This is a genomic window from Bradyrhizobium sp. CCBAU 65884, assembly GCF_028128835.1.
Classification (GTDB): domain Bacteria; phylum Pseudomonadota; class Alphaproteobacteria; order Rhizobiales; family Xanthobacteraceae; genus Bradyrhizobium; species Bradyrhizobium ottawaense.
Map to the genome: position 1 here is coordinate 64,044 of NZ_LBJU01000133.1, position 16,410 is coordinate 80,453.

The 16,410-nt window shown below is 62.9% G+C and carries 12 protein-coding genes; 10 read left to right on the plus strand and 2 right to left on the minus strand.

The genetic code is table 11. The annotated features are described in order from the left end of the window. Positions 1-69 precede the first annotated feature (69 nt). From XI03_RS36740 to garD, 10 genes are all read left to right on the plus strand, one after another. The gene (locus tag XI03_RS36740) at positions 70-1,152 is read left to right on the plus strand and encodes a lysylphosphatidylglycerol synthase transmembrane domain-containing protein (RefSeq protein WP_028143274.1); all 1,083 of its coding nucleotides are present in this window, start codon (positions 70-72) and stop codon (positions 1,150-1,152) included. Between the two features lie 86 nt (positions 1,153-1,238). After that, on the plus strand, positions 1,239-3,191 hold the full coding sequence (locus XI03_RS36745) for a hypothetical protein (protein ID WP_271594857.1): 1,953 nt from the start codon (positions 1,239-1,241) through the stop codon (positions 3,189-3,191). A 172-nt stretch (positions 3,192-3,363) separates the two neighbouring features. Then, complete coding sequence (locus tag XI03_RS36750) at positions 3,364-4,899, plus strand: NACHT domain-containing protein (protein WP_271594858.1); 1,536 nt, start codon at positions 3,364-3,366, stop codon at positions 4,897-4,899. A 79-nt stretch (positions 4,900-4,978) separates the two neighbouring features. Then, positions 4,979-6,196: a hypothetical protein gene (locus tag XI03_RS36755; RefSeq protein ID WP_271594859.1), complete on the plus strand. Its 1,218-nt coding sequence runs from the start codon at positions 4,979-4,981 to the stop codon at positions 6,194-6,196. A gap of 293 nt (positions 6,197-6,489) precedes the next feature. After that, a complete protein-coding gene (locus XI03_RS36760; protein ID WP_271594860.1) occupies positions 6,490-7,842 on the plus strand; it encodes an MFS transporter in 1,353 nt (450 codons plus the stop codon). A gap of 123 nt (positions 7,843-7,965) precedes the next feature. Next, positions 7,966-8,871 carry a LysR substrate-binding domain-containing protein gene (locus XI03_RS36765; RefSeq protein ID WP_018317334.1) on the plus strand — a complete coding sequence of 302 codons (906 nt, stop codon included), beginning with the start codon at positions 7,966-7,968 and terminating at the stop codon, positions 8,869-8,871. A 131-nt stretch (positions 8,872-9,002) separates the two neighbouring features. Continuing rightward, entirely contained in the window at positions 9,003-9,947 is a 945-nt protein-coding gene (kdgD, locus tag XI03_RS36770; protein ID WP_018317335.1) for a 5-dehydro-4-deoxyglucarate dehydratase, read from the plus strand. A gap of 24 nt (positions 9,948-9,971) precedes the next feature. Beyond that, on the plus strand, positions 9,972-11,315 hold the full coding sequence (gene gudD, locus XI03_RS36775) for a glucarate dehydratase (protein WP_271594861.1): 1,344 nt from the start codon (positions 9,972-9,974) through the stop codon (positions 11,313-11,315). A gap of 83 nt (positions 11,316-11,398) precedes the next feature. Continuing rightward, entirely contained in the window at positions 11,399-12,847 is a 1,449-nt protein-coding gene (locus XI03_RS36780) for an aldehyde dehydrogenase family protein (RefSeq protein WP_271594862.1), read from the plus strand. 124 nt (positions 12,848-12,971) lie between these two features. Continuing rightward, positions 12,972-14,513, plus strand: coding sequence for a galactarate dehydratase (gene garD / locus XI03_RS36785; RefSeq protein ID WP_038971697.1), 1,542 nt, complete (start codon positions 12,972-12,974; stop codon positions 14,511-14,513). 15 nt (positions 14,514-14,528) lie between these two features. Here the strand turns inward: garD and XI03_RS36790 are convergent, their stop codons facing one another. Together XI03_RS36790 and XI03_RS36795 are read right to left on the minus strand one after the other, a co-directional pair. Next, the gene (locus XI03_RS36790; protein WP_152102683.1) at positions 14,529-15,269 is read right to left on the minus strand and encodes a hypothetical protein; all 741 of its coding nucleotides are present in this window, start codon (positions 15,267-15,269) and stop codon (positions 14,529-14,531) included. A gap of 6 nt (positions 15,270-15,275) precedes the next feature. Continuing rightward, positions 15,276-16,163, minus strand: coding sequence for a MipA/OmpV family protein (locus XI03_RS36795; protein ID WP_161966407.1), 888 nt, complete (start codon positions 16,161-16,163; stop codon positions 15,276-15,278). Between the last annotated feature and the right edge of the window lie 247 nt (positions 16,164-16,410).

The window sequence follows — 16,410 nt, forward strand, 5'->3', positions numbered from 1 at the left end:
TTTGGCCGTGATCGTACCCGACTGGCCAATGTCTGGCCGGGTCGGTCTTGCCCCCCGCCGGGAGGATGAATGCACGGACTGCTGCCCGCGCTGAAACGCGGCTTCAAGAGATGGATCGGCTGGCGACGGCTCGGAGTTGCCGCGAGCATCTTCATTATCGCCTTCGCGATCACCTCGCTGGTGCGGACCCTCAAGGGCATCGATACCGGGGTCATCCTGACTGCGTTAACCGAGATTCCCCGCGGCAGCATCGGGCTGGCGGCGATCTGCGTGTTCTTCGCGTTCTGTACGCTGACCTTCTACGATTTTTTTGCACTGCGAACGATCGGCAAGAAGCACGTTCCGTACCGCATTGCGGCGCTCTCCAGCTTCACGTCCTATTCGATCGGCCACAACATCGGCGCCACGGTCTTCACCGGCGGCGCAATCCGCTTCCGGATCTATTCGGATTACGGGCTGAACGCGATCGACGTCGCCAAGATCTGCTTCCTGTCGGGCCTGACCTTCTGGCTCGGTAACATCTTCGTGCTCTCGATCGGCATGGCGATCCATCCGGATGCGGCGTCCTCGATGGACCAGCTCCCCTCCTCGATCAATCGGCTGATCGCGCTCGGCGGCCTTGCCTCGATCGGTGCCTATCTGGTCTGGCTCTGCATGGGCGAAAAGCGGCGCGAACTCGGCCAAAAGGGCTGGAAGGTCGTTTTGCCGTCGGCGCCGCTGACGCTGGTCCAGATCCTGATCGGTGTGGTCGATCTCGGCTTCTGCGCCACGGCGATGTACCTGCTGATGCCGGCCAATCCGCCGATCGACTTCATGTCGCTGGCCGTGGTGTTCATCCTGGCGACGCTGCTCGGCTTCGCCAGCCACGCCCCCGGCTCGATCGGCGTGTTCGATGCCGCCATGCTGCTGGCGCTGCCCGAATTCGGGCGCGAGCAGCTTCTGGCGACGCTGCTGGTGTTCCGCATCCTCTATTTCGTGATCCCGTTCGGCCTCGCCATCTCCATCATGGGCACGCGCGAGCTCTGGATGAACGTGGTCGAGCCCTGGCAGGAGCGGCGGCGGCTGGCGGAGGCCTGCGCGCAGGCCAATCTGCCCAAGCAGGTGACGCCGATGGAGCGCGAGCGGATACTGCGCCAGGCCAACAAGCGGTAGGCCACGATCTGGACCCGGAGGGGTTGCGGGCGGCGGAGCAATGCTCTCTTATTTCCGCCTCAACTTTGCCGTTGAAGACGCGGGCCATGATCCCTGTATTCCTTCGTACCCTCTCCGCAGGCGCCCTGTTGCTTGCCGGGATTCTGACGGCCATGCCGCCCGAGCGCGCGAGCGCTCAGGACGCCGGCGCCCTGCAGATCAATTGGGAGGTGCGTAACCGCTTCCGGCTGTTCCGCGAGGAGCGCGACTTCCTGCTCCATGTCGAGAACGCGCGCAACCGCAGCATCCTGGCGGCCGAGCAATCGCTGGAGCTCCAGAGCGAAGGCCGCGGGTGGGCCCGCAACATGGTCAATCGGCTCTGCATCGACCTCCAGGGCCGGGTCAACCAGCCCTGCACCCGCGACAACACCAAGGAAAACTACCTCACCCCGATCGATCACCCCGTCACCGTCCGTCTCGTTGGCGCGGTGCCGGTCGGCGCCACCTGCGCCTGGTCGTTCGACGACGGCGACGGGCCGCAGCAATCGACCTTCGACTGCGCCGAGCCGATCAATTTGCGCGTCCGCTACGGCAAGCAGACGGTCGCGACCGTCGACGTCTCCTCCGGCTCCGATCCGACCCAGCGCGTCCAGACCGAGATCCAGGTGCGTGACATCTTCGTCGCCGGCCTCGGGGACAGCATCGCGTCCGGCGAAGGCAATCCGGACCGGCCACTGGCGCTGTCGGACGAAGGTTTTTGCTTCCGCTCCTATCTGGGCACCGCCGGTGCGCAGTACTACCGGCCGAGCCGCCACGGCTTCAAAGGCGGCCGCGCCTGCGAGGCGCCGGACACGCTCGCCAACTGGCAGCGCTACAGCGCGCTCTGGTTCAACTCGCCCTGCCACCGCTCGCTCTACAGCTACCAGACGCGCACCGCCCTCGCACTCGCGGTGCGCTACACCCACATCGCAGTGACCTACCTGCCGCTCGCCTGCACCGGCGCCAGCATCGGTGACGGCCTGCTCGGCTCGCAGCGCGCCCGCGAATGCCCACCCGGCAAGACCGGTGTCTGCAACACCAGCGTGAACGCACAGGTCGCCGAGTTGCGCGAGGCGCTCACCGCGGCGAAGAAGCGCCAGCCCGATCGCACGCTCGACCTCGTGCTGCTCTCGGTCGGCGCCAACGACGTCTATTTCTCCGGCCTCGTCGCCGACGTGATCGTCGAGACCGCGACCGAGCGCGCGCTGTTCCGCCGCTCCGGCGTGATGGCGAGCGTCGACGATTCCCGCGATGCGCTGGCGCGCGAACTGCCGCAGAATTTCGTCAAGCTGCGCGAGGCGCTCAAGCCGCTGGTCGGCGGCGACCTTTCGCATGTCGTCTATGTCTCCTACGCCAACCCCGCGCTCGCCGACGGCGGCGTACCCTGCCGCGGCGGCCGGGCCGGCTTCGACATACATCCGGCCTTCAACGCCGATCCGCAGCGCCTTGCCCGCGTCTCGACCTTCGTCGATACCGAGTTCTTGCCGCAGCTGAAGGGGCTTGCCACCTGCAGCCGCGGCGCGCTGTGCCGCGATCCCGAAGCCGACCGCATGACCTTCGTCGATGCGCATCAGGCGGCGTTCGCCGATCACGGCTTCTGCGCCCATTCGGGCAACGACCCCGAATTCGACCGCAGCTGCTTTGCGGAGAACGGCCAGAGCTTCAATCCTGATATCGTGAGCGCGGCGAGCCAGCCGATGCTGTGCGGCCGCGGCGCCTCGGAATACCGCGCCTATCTGCCCCGCGCGCGCTGGATCCGTGACGCCAATGACAGCTATTTTGCCGCGATGACCTATCCGCAGGGATTGCCGGCGGCGAGCCAGCCGACCGACATTCACGACGCGACCTGGGGCGTGCTCTCCGCCGTCTATGGCGGCGCGGTGCATCCGAGCGCGGAAGGGCATGCGGCGATGGCGGATGCGGCGCTGCCGGCCGCGAGCGCGGTGCTCGGGCTCGATGCCGTGCCGCCGGGCGTCACGCGCGGATTTCTGCCGCAGCTGTTGCCGAGCGCGCAGCAGTAAAGGTCCATCCGACCTTTGGCGTAGCCCTTCGCCCCTTCCAAGAAGAGAAGCTTCAGCAGACAACCAAAACATGCTTTAGCCGAAAGGTACACTTCCCTGACTCGGCTGAGACGAGTACAACCTCTGATGAATAGGGATCGCGCCGAGGAACACGATCTATTGGGGGATTTCGGTGGCTCAACTTCTTCTACTTACTTCAATAGGAACGAAGCTCGTAAAGGGACTGGTCTCGTTATGGCTTGGCGATCGTGCAATAGCCAAATTAACATCAGATCTCACCTTCGACTTCTTTGAAAAATACACAAAGGACTTCTACGAGGCTCGCCGCGCCAAGCGCTTCTTTGAGGAGCTGGCTGACAGGATTTCCGGCGACTTAGCGAGCTTTCTTGAATCTGAACACAAAGCGCTTCCTAAGGGCGATGCGCTTCAAATCATGGAAAGCTCAATCGAAATCATTTCGACTGACGAATTTTATGATCTTTGCATCGCTGAACGATTATCTTTCGAGCGCATCCTAAAAGCCTGCTCCCCTCAGCTTGACGCTCAAGCCAAGAAGCGCCTTTTGAAGCGATCTGCTCAACTTTCGATTTTCCGTTTCTTGCTAATGGAATTCATCACGGTCCTGAGCTCTCTTCCTCAGTTTAATCGAGTGGCATTCCGAAAAATCCTCGAGGACACGGAAGTTATACTTGAGCGAATTGCACGTCTTCAATCGAAATTGGATGATGTCACGACGGCGGCAGACAACGAAATTCTCAAGAACGAGCATGTTTATCGCAGGAATTTCGCAAGGCGCTTCCGTAAGATTCAGCTATTCGGCATTGATTCTAGAGGGTTAGAGAAGAAATACGATCTTTCGATCGGTTACATCAGCCTGACGATATCGAGCCACCGCTCCTCAGAAGAGGCGTCCGGCCAAAATGTAGAGGACGTACTGGCCCGAAACGATATCTTAGATACTAGGTTTAACTTGCTTGTTGGGGCGCCTGGCTCCGGAAAAACTACCATACTCTCATGGCTGGCCATGAATGCTGCAGATCGCTCTCTGCCACCGCAGCTTACGGCCCTGCACTCTATGACGCCGGTATTCTTTGCTTTTCGAGAGTACGCCGACCGCCCCCTCCCACTTGGTCAGGATATTCTCGTAGCTCAGGTTGGGGCACTCGCAGACGCACTGGATCCCAAATGGATCCGACAACAATTGAAGGCTGGGAGCTTTCTGTTTCTTCTTGATGGCTTCGACGAAGTTACCGAACAACGAAGAAGCGTCATCACATCGTGGATTCTGGAACTAAGCAGAGCATTCCCAGAATCAAAGTTCTTCATAACTAGTCGCCCCTACGCGAGCGATTCAGTGGTTACTGAGATCGCATCGGAGCCTGACAATTTCAATGAGCTTCACGTTGAACCGATGGATATAGTCCAAATCAACGAGTTCGTGAAGCACTGGTACGATTGCATACACCTACGACGCAGAAGATCGTCAGCAGTTCGAGCGACTCCGGGCAGCTCGGGAGCGACTACAGGAGGCGCTCTCATCGAGCTCCAGTCTACGTTCGATATCCAGCAACCCGCTCTTATGCGCGCTCATATGTTTCGTAAACGCAGACCGGGAGGGATTCGTCCCGACTGCACGGGGCGAGCTTTACAACATTGCAGCAGAAGCCCTCCTAGAACGTCGAGAAAGGGAAAGGAACATTGCGTCTGACTTCAATCTAACAAAGCAGCAAAAATTCAAAATAGTGGGATTCGTAGCCGAATACTTCTTCGCGAGAAGATCAGTCCAATTGCCTCACGAAGCAGTAGCCGAGCAGCTGCGCATCTTCTTGCCGGCGCTAGGGTTAGAGGAAGGGAAGTCCAGTAACATTCTACGGTTCTTGACCGAGCGAAGCCAGATATTGCGGTCTCCCGACGAGGGGTTTGTCGATTTCTCCCACAAGACCTTCCAAGAATACTTTTATGCTCGTCGTATCGTTGATGCCAACTTGAGAGAGCTCGTCGCCTACGAGTTCTTCGTTCCAGATCGAGCGGAGGTTGTCCTTTTCGTTAGCGCGCTCGCCCCTTCGGAATTCGTGGAATACATTGTCGGGAAAGCCATGCTGCAGCTCGGCAAACCAAACACTTCCCAATTTAGAGATAGGGCAATCTTCCTACATTCCTGCGTTACGGAAGCAGCCGAGATGAATGTCGAACTGCGGAATTTCGTAGCCGCAAAACTTAGCATGGTGCTACCTCCCAAGACAGTAGAAGAGGCTGAAAATTTAGGTCTAGCCGGACGCAGCATCATAGAACCCCTGTCGAGATTTGCGGCGCCGCGCTTCAAGAAGAACTGGCCTCATTGCGCCGCCGCTCTCGTTGCTACAATGGACGAAGAGGCTTTTCCTGTCCTCGCGCGTTTTGCGACTTTAAACGACAAAGCCGTAGACGATGTCCTCCTCGGCGCGAAGCGATTCTTTGAGAGCAATCGGTACAACAAGGTCGTTTTATCGAATTGCTCGCACATCGACCGACTTTTAGTTCGCGACGCTTTTGATTTTGATCTTATGAATGCCCTTAAAGGCCTTTGCGAGATCGAGATTAAATCATACAACGAGAGCTTCGACAGCCTTACGCGCAAAGAGAGCGTTCGAACTCTGAAGCTCACTAGCGTCGATCCCCCGGATGGATTGGACTTTCTCGAGTATTTCCCCCATTTGACTAAGCTAGAGATCATAGAGTCACCTCATATCGACAACTTTCGAGGCGTTCGCTTCTGCCGCGAGTTAGAAGAGCTGAAGATCGAGACTGAGTCAGACATCACGAGCCTAGAGTTTTTGGCTGGGCTAGACCAACTCCGCATACTTGACGTCTCGGAGTGCATGGAGCTAACCGATGTACGCGCGATAAATGGTCTTAAGAAGATCAAAGACGTAACCTTACCGTACGCATCGCTTTATGAGCAATTGAGCCCACGGCTTAACAAGGTCGTCGAGTTGCTGGACAAAGACGCCGATAGTTATTTCTGACTATCAATTTTCAGATTGCTACCTGCGCGGGCTCCCTCAACGGTGCCGCCGCGCGCTATCGCGCCACGAATGCAAGTACATCGTGCGAAGACACGGAGAGCTGCGAATCAACGGCACCAGCTTCGCGACAACGGCAGCAGCTTACGTGGCGCAAACTCGCCTCTCACTCGTTCACCTGCCGTTTCATCAATCCAAAAACGGTATCGATCGATACCCCCTTGAACTTGGACACTTTGCCGCGCGCGCCTCTAGGAGTCGGATCGAGGAAACATTTCGACTTGAGGAGGCGCCTGATGAGCGCAGTGGTGTCCGCAGCGGACGTGAGGAGGTCTCGCGTCAGGCTGTTCATCGTGACCATGTTGTTCCTGGTCACCACCGTCAATTATGCCGACCGCGCCACGCTGTCGATCGCAGGCCCCGCGCTGTCCAAGGAGCTGCATCTCGATCCCGTCGCCATGGGCTGGATCTTCTCGGCGTTCGGCTGGTCCTATGTCGCGGCGCAGGTACCGGGCGGCTGGCTGCTCGACCGTTATGGCTCGCGTCTCGTCTATGCCTTCAGCATCATCATCTGGTCGCTGTTCACGCTGATGCAGGGCTGGGTCGGCTTCCTCAGCGCCGGCACGGCTGTTGTCGTGCTGTTCGCGCTCCGCCTCCTGGTCGGCGTCGCGGAAGCGCCCTCCTTCCCCGCCAACGCCCGCATCGTCGCGGCGTGGTTTCCGGGCAACGAGCGCGGCACCGCGTCGGCCTTCTTCAACTCGGGACAGTACTTCGCGACCGTGATCTTCGCGCCGCTGATGGGCTGGATCGCGCACGCCTATGGCTGGCGCTTCGTGTTCTTCGTGATGGGCGCGCTCGGCATCGTCATGGGCTTGGTCTGGCTCAAGACCATCTACGGCCCGAAGGAGCATCCTTCGATCAACGATGCCGAGTTCGACTACATCAAGGAAGGCGGCGCGCTGGTCGATCTCGACGCGCCCAAGGATGATCTGCCGCGCGCGCGTGCGCAAGAGGCCGGCTCCGGCTGGGACCACATCCGCCAGCTGCTCTCCAACCGCATGATGCTCGGCGTCTATCTCGGCCAGTATTGCATCAACACGCTGACCTATTTCTTCCTGACCTGGTTCCCCGTCTATCTGGTCAAGGAGCGCGGCCTGTCGATCCTGCAGGCCGGCTTCGTCGCGACGCTGCCGGCGCTGTGCGGCTTCATCGGCGGCGTGCTCGGCGGCATCATCTCCGATGCGATCCTGCGCCGGACCGGCTCGCTGACCATGGCGCGCAAGATCCCGATCGTCGGCGGCATGCTGCTGTCGATGTCGATCATCGCCTGCAACTATGTCGATGGACAGGCGCTGGTGGTCGGCTTCATGGCGCTCGCCTTCTTCGGCAAGGGCATCGGTGCGCTCGGCTGGGCGGTCGTCTCCGACACCTCGCCAAAGGAAGCCGGCGGCGTCTCCGGCGGCCTGTTCAACACCTTCGGCAATCTCTCCTCGATCACCACGCCGATCGTGATCGGCTACATCCTGGCCGCGACCGGCTCGTTCAACGGCGCGCTGGTGTTCGTGGGCCTCAACGCGCTGGTGGCGGCGTTCGCCTATCTCGTCATCGTCGGCAAGATAGAGCGGGTGACGCTCAAACGTTCCTCCTGAGGGCTCCCGACGGGAGCTTGACCAGGCAACTCAACGGCGGCCCAAAAGCCGCCGTCTTTGTTTTGGGGATGATCGATGCTAGAAGTACCGGGGAAACGCCTTATCCATCTAAGGCATGTATCGATGTTCGACCTCAACCAGCTCCGCTGTTTCGTCACGGTGGCGGAGGAATTGCATTTCGGCCGCGCCGCGACGCGGCTGAACATGACCCAGCCGCCGCTGTCCCGGCAGATCCAGGTGCTCGAGCACATCATCGATGCGCCGCTGCTGGAGCGCACCAGCCGCTCGGTGCGCCTCACCCCGGCGGGGCGCAGCTTTCTGCCGGAGGCGCGGCGCATCCTCAAGCTTGCCGAGAGCGCCTCGCAGGTCGCCCGCCGCATCGCGCTCGGCAAGACCGGCTCGCTGAAGATCGGCTTCACCGCAGCCGCGGCCTATGGCTTCCTGCCCGAACTGGTCGCGGCCTGCCGCGCAAAACTGCCCGAGGTCGACTTCTCGCTGAAGGAGATGGTGTCGGGCGACCAGTTCGAGGCGCTGACCTCGGGCCAGATCGACGCCGGCCTGCTCAGGCCGCCGATCGCGCGCCCCGAGCTCACCAGCCGCCGCGTCGTCGCCGAGCCCCTGCTCGCCGCGATCCCGAAGAAGCATCCGCTCGCCAATGCCGACAGCATCACCATCAAGGATTTCGACGACCAGCCCTTCGTGATGTATTCGCCCTATGAGAGCCGCTACTTCCACGATCTCCTGGTGGCGCTGTTCACCCGTGCCGACGTGCTGCCGCGCTACGTCCAGCATCTGAGCCAGATCCACTCGATCCTCGCCATGGTGCGCGCCGGCCTCGGCCTTGCCATCGTGCCGGCGGCGGCTGCGAGCCTGAAGATTTCCGACGTGCGCCTGCGCCCGCTGAAGCTGCGCACGCGCGTCCCCGTCGAGTTGTTCATGGTCTGGCGCCGCGACGACGAGAATCCGCTACTGTCGGCGCTCGTCAAAATCGCCGGCGAACTGGCCTCTGCGGAGCCCGCGGAAGATTGATGCTCATTTCGCATCGGTCGATATAGGCTTTGGCTTGGACCCGCATCGAACGGTCTCCTAAACCACGGCGCATGGACGCGCAGCCTTCTGCTTGCGTCCTCCACAACACGCAATGAGGGAGCCGCGCGCCCATGAGCAAGATGACCCCGCAGGAAATGGCCCAGAAGATCGGATCTGGCCTCCTGTCTTTCCCCGTCACGCCCTTCAAGGCTGACTACTCCTTCGACGAGGCGACCTATCGCGCCAACATGGACTGGCTGTGCGGCTATGATGTCGCAGGCCTGTTCGCCGCCGGCGGCACCGGCGAATTCTTCTCGCTGACGCCGACCGAGGTCCCTGAAGTCGTCAAGGTCGCGGTCGACGAGACCAAGGGCCGCGTGCCCGTGCTCGCCGGCACCGGCTATGGCACCGCGATCGCCCGCGAGATCGCAATCGGCGCGGAGAAGGCCGGCGCGGACGGCCTGCTGCTGCTGCCGCCCTACCTCACCCACTCCGAGCAGGAGGGCCTTGCCGCCCATGTCGAGGCGGTCTGCGCCGCCGTGAAAATCGGCGTCATCGTCTACAACCGCGACAACGCGATCCTGCAGCCCGACACGCTCGCGCGGCTTGCCGAGCGCTGCCCGAACCTCGTCGGTTACAAGGACGGCATCGGCGACATCGAGCTGATGACCCGCGTCTACACCAAGCTCGGCGATCGTCTCACCTATGTCGGCGGCCTGCCGACCGCCGAGACCTTCGCGCTGCCCTATCTCGACATGGGCGTGACGACCTATTCCTCGGCCGTGTTCAATTTCGTGCCGGAATTCGCCACCAACTTCTACGCCGCGGTGCGCAAGCGCGACCATGCCACGATCCAGGCCGGGCTGAAGGACTTCATCCTGCCGCTGATCGCGATCCGCAACCGCAAGAAGGGCTATGCCGTCTCGATCATCAAAGCCGGCATGAAGGTGATCGGCCGCGACTCCGGCCCGGTCCGCCCGCCGCTTACCGACCTCACCGAGCAGGAGATCGCCGAGGTGACCGCGCTGGTGAAGAATCTGCCCGCCATCCGATCGACACAACAGGCGGCAGAATAGGGCGGCAACAGCGAGGAGCGAGCGATGGCCGTGACCGATATCTCTGGCGCCCCTGTCGTCACGGCGATGCGGGTGATTCCGGTCGCGGGCCGCGACAGCATGCTCCTCAATCTGAGCGGCGCGCATGCGCCATTCTTCACCCGCAACATCGTCATCCTCACCGACAATGCCGGCCACACCGGCGTCGGCGAGGTGCCGGGCGGGCAGAAGATCTGGCAGACGCTGCAGGACGCGCGCGATCTCGTGATCGGCAAGACCGTCGGCGCGCTCAACAACATCCTCGCCGACGTCCGCACCGCCTTCGCCGACCGCGACGCCGGCGGCCGCGGCAAGCAGACTTTCGATCTTCGCGTCATGATCCACGCGGTCACCGCGATCGAATCCGCACTGCTTGATCTGCTTGGCCAGCATCTCAACTTGCCCGTCGCCGCGCTGCTCGGCGAAGGCCAGCAACGCAATAGCGTCGAGACGCTCGGCTATCTCTTCTTCGTCGGCGACCGGCGCAAGTCGAAGCTGAACTACGTCCAGGGCGAGACCGGCAAGGCGGAATGGTTCAATCTCCGCCATCAGGAGGCGATGACCCCGGAGACCGTGGTGCGGCTCGCGGAAGCCACCCACGACCATTACGGCTTCGCCGACTTCAAGCTGAAAGGCGGCGTGCTGCGCGGCGAGCAGGAGATCGAGGCCGTCACCGCGATCGCAAAGCGCTTCCCGAACGCGCGCGTGACGCTCGATCCCAATGGCGCCTGGTCGCTCGACGAGGCGATCCGCCTATGCAAGGACATGCACGGCATCCTCGCCTATGCCGAGGACCCCTGCGGCGCCGAGGCCGGCTTTTCCGGCCGCGAGATCATGGCCGAGTTCCGCCGCGCCACCGGCCTGCCGACCGCGACCAACATGATCGCCACCGACTGGCGGCAGCTCTCCCATGCGCTGCGTCTCGGCGCGGTGGACATTCCGCTCGCCGATCCCCATTTCTGGACCATGCAGGGCTCGGTGCGGGTGGCGCAGACCTGCCGTGACAACGGCCTGACCTGGGGCTCGCACTCCAACAACCATTTCGACATTTCGCTGGCCATGTTCACCCATGTCGGCGCCGCCGCCCCCGGCAAGGTCACTGCGATCGACACCCATTGGATCTGGCAGGACGGCCAGGCGCTCACCAAAGAGCCGCTCCAGATCAAGGGCGGCAAGATTGCCGTCCCTGATAGCCCGGGCCTGGGCATCGAAATCGACAGGGCCGCCATCGACGCGGCGCATGACCTCTACAAGCAGCATGGACTCGGTGCCCGCGATGACGCTATTGCCATGCAGGACCTGATCCCCGGCTGGACCTTTGACGACAAGCGTCCGTGCCTCGTGCGTTAGACAAACTTCAGGCATGATCCCGGAAAAGTGGGCACCGGTTTTCCGATAGGGATCATGCCCCTTAAACGACTTGGAGGAATGAGATGACTGCGATCCTGAAGAACTTCATCGGCGGCGAATGGGTCGATGGCTCCGGCGTCACCAGGAACATCAACCCCTCCAACACCAACGACGTTGTCGGCGAATACGCCAAGGCCGACAAGGCGCAGACCGAGAAGGCCATTGCAGCCGCCAAGGCCGCCTTCCCCGCCTGGGCGCAGTCGACGCCGCAGGTTCGCTATGACGCATTGAACAAGATTTCCCTCGAGATCCTCGCCCGCAAGGAAGAGCTCGGCCGCCTGCTCGCGCGCGAGGAGGGCAAGACGCTCCCCGAGGGCATCGGCGAGGTCGCGCGTGCCGGCCAGATCTTTGCGTTCTTCGCCGGCGAGGCGTTGCGCCTGATCGGCGAGAAGGGCGCCTCCGTGCGTCCCGGCCTCGACGTCGAGCTCACCCGTGAGCCGGTCGGCGTCGTCGGCATGATCACGCCCTGGAATTTCCCGATCGCGATCCCGGCCTGGAAGATCGCGCCCGCGCTCTGCTACGGCAACACCGTGGTATTCAAGCCGGCCGAGCTGGTGCCGGGCTCGGGTCACGCGCTGGCCGAAATCATCACCCGCTCCGGCATTCCCGCCGGCGTGTTCAACCTCGTGGTCGGCTCCGGCTCGGTGGTCGGCCAGACCCTGCTCGACCACCCCGACGTCGCGGCGATCTCCTTCACGGGCTCGGTGCAGACCGGACGCAAGATCGCGCAGGCCTGCGTGCTCTCGAACCCGATGAAGAAGTTCCAGCTGGAGATGGGCGGCAAGAATCCGCTGGTCGTGCTCGACGACGCCGACCTCAAGACCGCCGTCGAGGTCGCCGTCAACGGTGCCTATTTCTCCACCGGCCAGCGCTGCACCGCCTCCTCCCGCCTGATCGTCACCGAAGGCATTCACGACCAATTCGTCGCGGCGGTGGCCGAGCGCCTGAACGGCCTGTCGGTCGACGACGCGCTCAAGGCCGGCGTGCATATCGGCCCCGTCGTGGACCAGAGCCAGCTCGACCAGGACCTGCGCTACATCAAGATCGGCCAGGACGAGGGTGCGAAGCTGTCGTTCGGCGGCGAGTTGCTCAAGCGCGAGAACCCCGGCCACTACCTGCAGCCGGCGCTGTTCACCGAAGCCAACAACAACATGCGCATCGCGCGTGAGGAGATCTTTGGCCCGGTCGCCGCCGTCATCCGCGCCAAGAACTACGAAGAGGCGCTGGCGATCTCCAACGACACCGAGTTCGGCCTCGCCTCCGGCATCTGCACCACCAGCCTGAAATACGCCTCGCACTATAAGCGCAACAGCGAGTCCGGCATGGTGATGGTCAACCTGCCGACCGCCGGCGTCGACTATCACGTGCCGTTCGGCGGCCGGAAGGGCTCGAGCTACGGCGCCCGCGAGCAGGGCTCCTACGCGCGCGAGTTCTACACGACGGTGAAGACGGCTTATACGTTCCCGGGCTGACCACCGGGAAGATATCGTAGGGTGGGCAAAGCGAAGCGTGCCCACCGCTTACGTTCGGTATGAAGCATGGTGGGCACGGCGCGTTGCGCCTTTGCCCACCCTACGGCTTCGGAGGCAAGCGCAGATGGACCAGGACGTCGCAGCGAAAGAGCAGCCCCGCTACATCAAGCTCAACGAGCGCGACAATGTCGCGATCGTGGTCAATGATTTCGGGCTTCCCGCCGGCTCCCGCTTTGCCAGCGGCCTGACACTGCGCGCCTTCGTGCCGCAGGGGCACAAGACGGCGCTGGTCGACATCGCGCAAGATCAGCCGATCGTCCGCTACGGCGAGATCATCGGCTACGCGCTGTCGCCGATCCTGGCCGGCGAATGGGTCGACGAGGCACGCATTCGCATGCCGGATGCCCCCGACCTCGACAAGCTCGAGATCTCGACCGCCGTCCCCGCCCCGCTGCCGCCGCTCGAAGGGTTCACCTTCGAAGGCTATCGCAATCCGGACGGCTCGGTCGGCACCAAGAACATCCTCGGCATCTCCTCCTCCGTGCAATGCGTCAAGGGCACGATGGAATATGCAGTGAAGCGCATCCGCGCCGAGCTGCTGCCGAAGTACCCGAATGTCGACGACGTCGTTCCGCTGACCCATGCCTATGGCTGCGGCGTCGCCATCACCGCACCAGACGCAGTGATTCCGATCCGCACGCTGCAGAACATCGCGCTCAACCCGAATTTCGGCGGCGAGATCCTCGTCGTCGGCCTCGGCTGCGAGAAGCTCGCACCGGAGCGGCTGGTGCCGGAAGGCGTCAGCGATGCCATCGTGCGCATGCAGGACGAAGCCTTCGACGGCTTCGGCGCCATCGTCGATGCGATCATGACGCAGGCGGAGGCGCGGCTGAAAATTCTCAACAAGCGCACCCGAGAGACCTGCCCGGCCTCCGATCTCGTCATCGGCCTGCAATGCGGCGGCAGCGACGCCTTCTCCGGCGTCACCGCCAATCCCGCCGTCGGCTTCGCCGCCGACCTGCTGGTGCGTGCCGGCGCCACCGTGATGTTCTCGGAAGTGACCGAGGTGCGCGACGCCATCCAGCTGCTCACGCGACGCGCCATCAACGAGGACGTCGGCCGCGCACTGGTGCGCGAGATGGCCTGGTACGATTCCTATCTCGCGCGAGGCGGTGCCGATCGCAGCGCCAACACCACGCCCGGCAACAAGAAGGGCGGCCTCGCCAACATCGTCGAGAAGTCACTGGGCTCGATCGTCAAGTCCGGCTCGAGCGCAATCACCGGCGTGCTCTCCCCCGGCGAGAAGGCGACGCAGAAGGGCATGCTGTTCGCGGCAACCCCCGCCTCCGACTTCATCTGCGGCACGCTTCAGCTCGCCTCCGGCATGACGTTGCAGGTGTTCACCACCGGCCGCGGCACTCCCTACGGCCTTGCGGCCGCGCCCGTCATCAAGGTCGCGACCCGCAGCGAGCTGGCGCGGCGCTGGAAAGACCTGATCGACTTCGACGCAGGCCGCATCGCCACCGGCGAGAAGACCATCGAGGAGACCGGTTGGGACCTGTTCCGCCTGATCCTCGATGTCGCCTCCGGCCGCACCAAGCCATGGTCGGACCGCTGGGGCATCCACAACGATCTGACGCTGTTCAATCCCGCGCCGGTGACCTGAGGCCGCCAGCCGGCTTCACTGACCACCGATCAGATGCATGTCGTCCAGCGTGACGGGCAGGCTGCGCGTGATGAGGTCCGCAATCGCCGCGCGCAGCCGTTCGCTCGAAGCCGGACCGTCAAAGTTCCCTTCCACCGGCCAGCTCGGGCCGGCGATCCCTATGGTCCCGGTGTTGTCGAGCGGCGCGGCCGCCCTCTTCTCGATCACGTCGAACGTCTTGCCGTCGATGACGCGGACCTCGTACAGCGCGTGGATCAGGCCGTAGTCCGCAAGCAGCGTCCGGTATTCGGCGATCCCGACCCCCTCGACGTTACGACCGTTTCCGAGTTTCGATTTCGCGCGGGTAATGACGATGTACGCATCCAGTCCCTGGGGCGTGACGTCGGTGCGAACCAGCTCCTTGAACGGATCGCTCCGCAGCAGATTGACGGGCGTGACCGCCGAATCTCTGACAGCAGCGAAGGCGGCGCGGGTGTAGTTGACGGCCTGAACGCGATAGCGTCCGCCTAGCAGCCGGGTGACCTGCTGGACGATCAGCTCATCCAGCCCCCATGCACTGATCGAGGCGCTTTGCCCGGTGGAGCCGAGCTTGGTAAGGCCTGCCTGTGAAAGGCTCATCTCTTCGCCGATGGCGGAGACGATGCCCACCGTCTTGATCGCCTGGAGCCGGCTCGCCCGCGTCTCGAACGCCGCCGCGGCGCCGAGGGCGACGCAAGCGGCTGCGAGGCCAATCCATAGAAAAGCAGTGCGACGCATGGTGACCTATCGGATCCTGAAATCGAACGAATACGACGCGCCGAGACCGACGGTGGTCTGGTTCGACGATCCCCGCAGCTTCACCAGCGGACTGTCCGCGGCATCGCCGAGCAGCTTCTCGTATTCGACATAGGCATGGACCTCCCACTGCGGATTGATGCGATAGGAGACCTGGCTGCCGAAGCCGACCGAGTGCGCGCCGCCTTTGGCATTGTATGTCGGCAATCCCGACGCCAGCGCCTGCGCGGCGTCGACGCCGAAATAGGGAGCGGTCGCCTTGGTGCTTTTCCAGGTGAAGCGCGGGCCGGCCGAGATCGTCAACCTCTGAATCAGCGGCACGATGACGTCGGCAGAGATGTCGGCGACGGTGCCGGTATGGCCGCCCACGCCCTGGCGCAATTCGCTGCGCAGGCGGAGCCAGTCGACCGGATAATATTCGACGAAGCCGCCGAGCTCGTAGGCGGCCTTGACGTCGCCAAGGCCGGTCAGCTCGGCATATTTGTCGGCCTTGCGCGAGGCGACGTATTTGAACGCAGGCCCTGCGCGAAAATTGCCGACGTCGAGCAGCGCGATGCTGGCGCTGTCGCGCGGCCCGCGAAACTGGTCGATCGATCCGGCGCGGCGAATGGAGAAGATCGGGATCGGCATGAACCTGCCGTTCTTCGATCCGACGAAGTCAGGCATGTACTCGCCGCCGATGCCGACCATGACCGTCCAGTTTCCAGAAGGCGAAGGCAGCATCGGCAGCTCGAATGGCGGCGCCGGCAGCGTGAACGCGGTCTGCGCCGATGCGGATTGAGGGATCGCCATGATCGCGCCGATTGCGGCGAGCAAGGTGGCCGTGAGCCTCACATTCACCGTGAGGCGAAGAGCGGCGTCGTCAAAATGCTTCATTACAGGGCCCCGGACCGGCCATCCTGGCCTGGTCGACTCGTGTGGTTGGAGCTCCAGTATGTGGTCCGGCAAAATTGCCCCAAGATTGCAAGGCGAGAACCGCCGCCCCACCATGCTCCCGGCGCGCACGTGGCGGCGGCCGCCGAACCAACATTGCCCGAACATTGCCGCGCGGCGCTCACGCCGCCAAACTTTGACCGCCGGTGCCGGCCAGCGCCGTCACCGCTGCCTTTTATTCGCCAAGCTC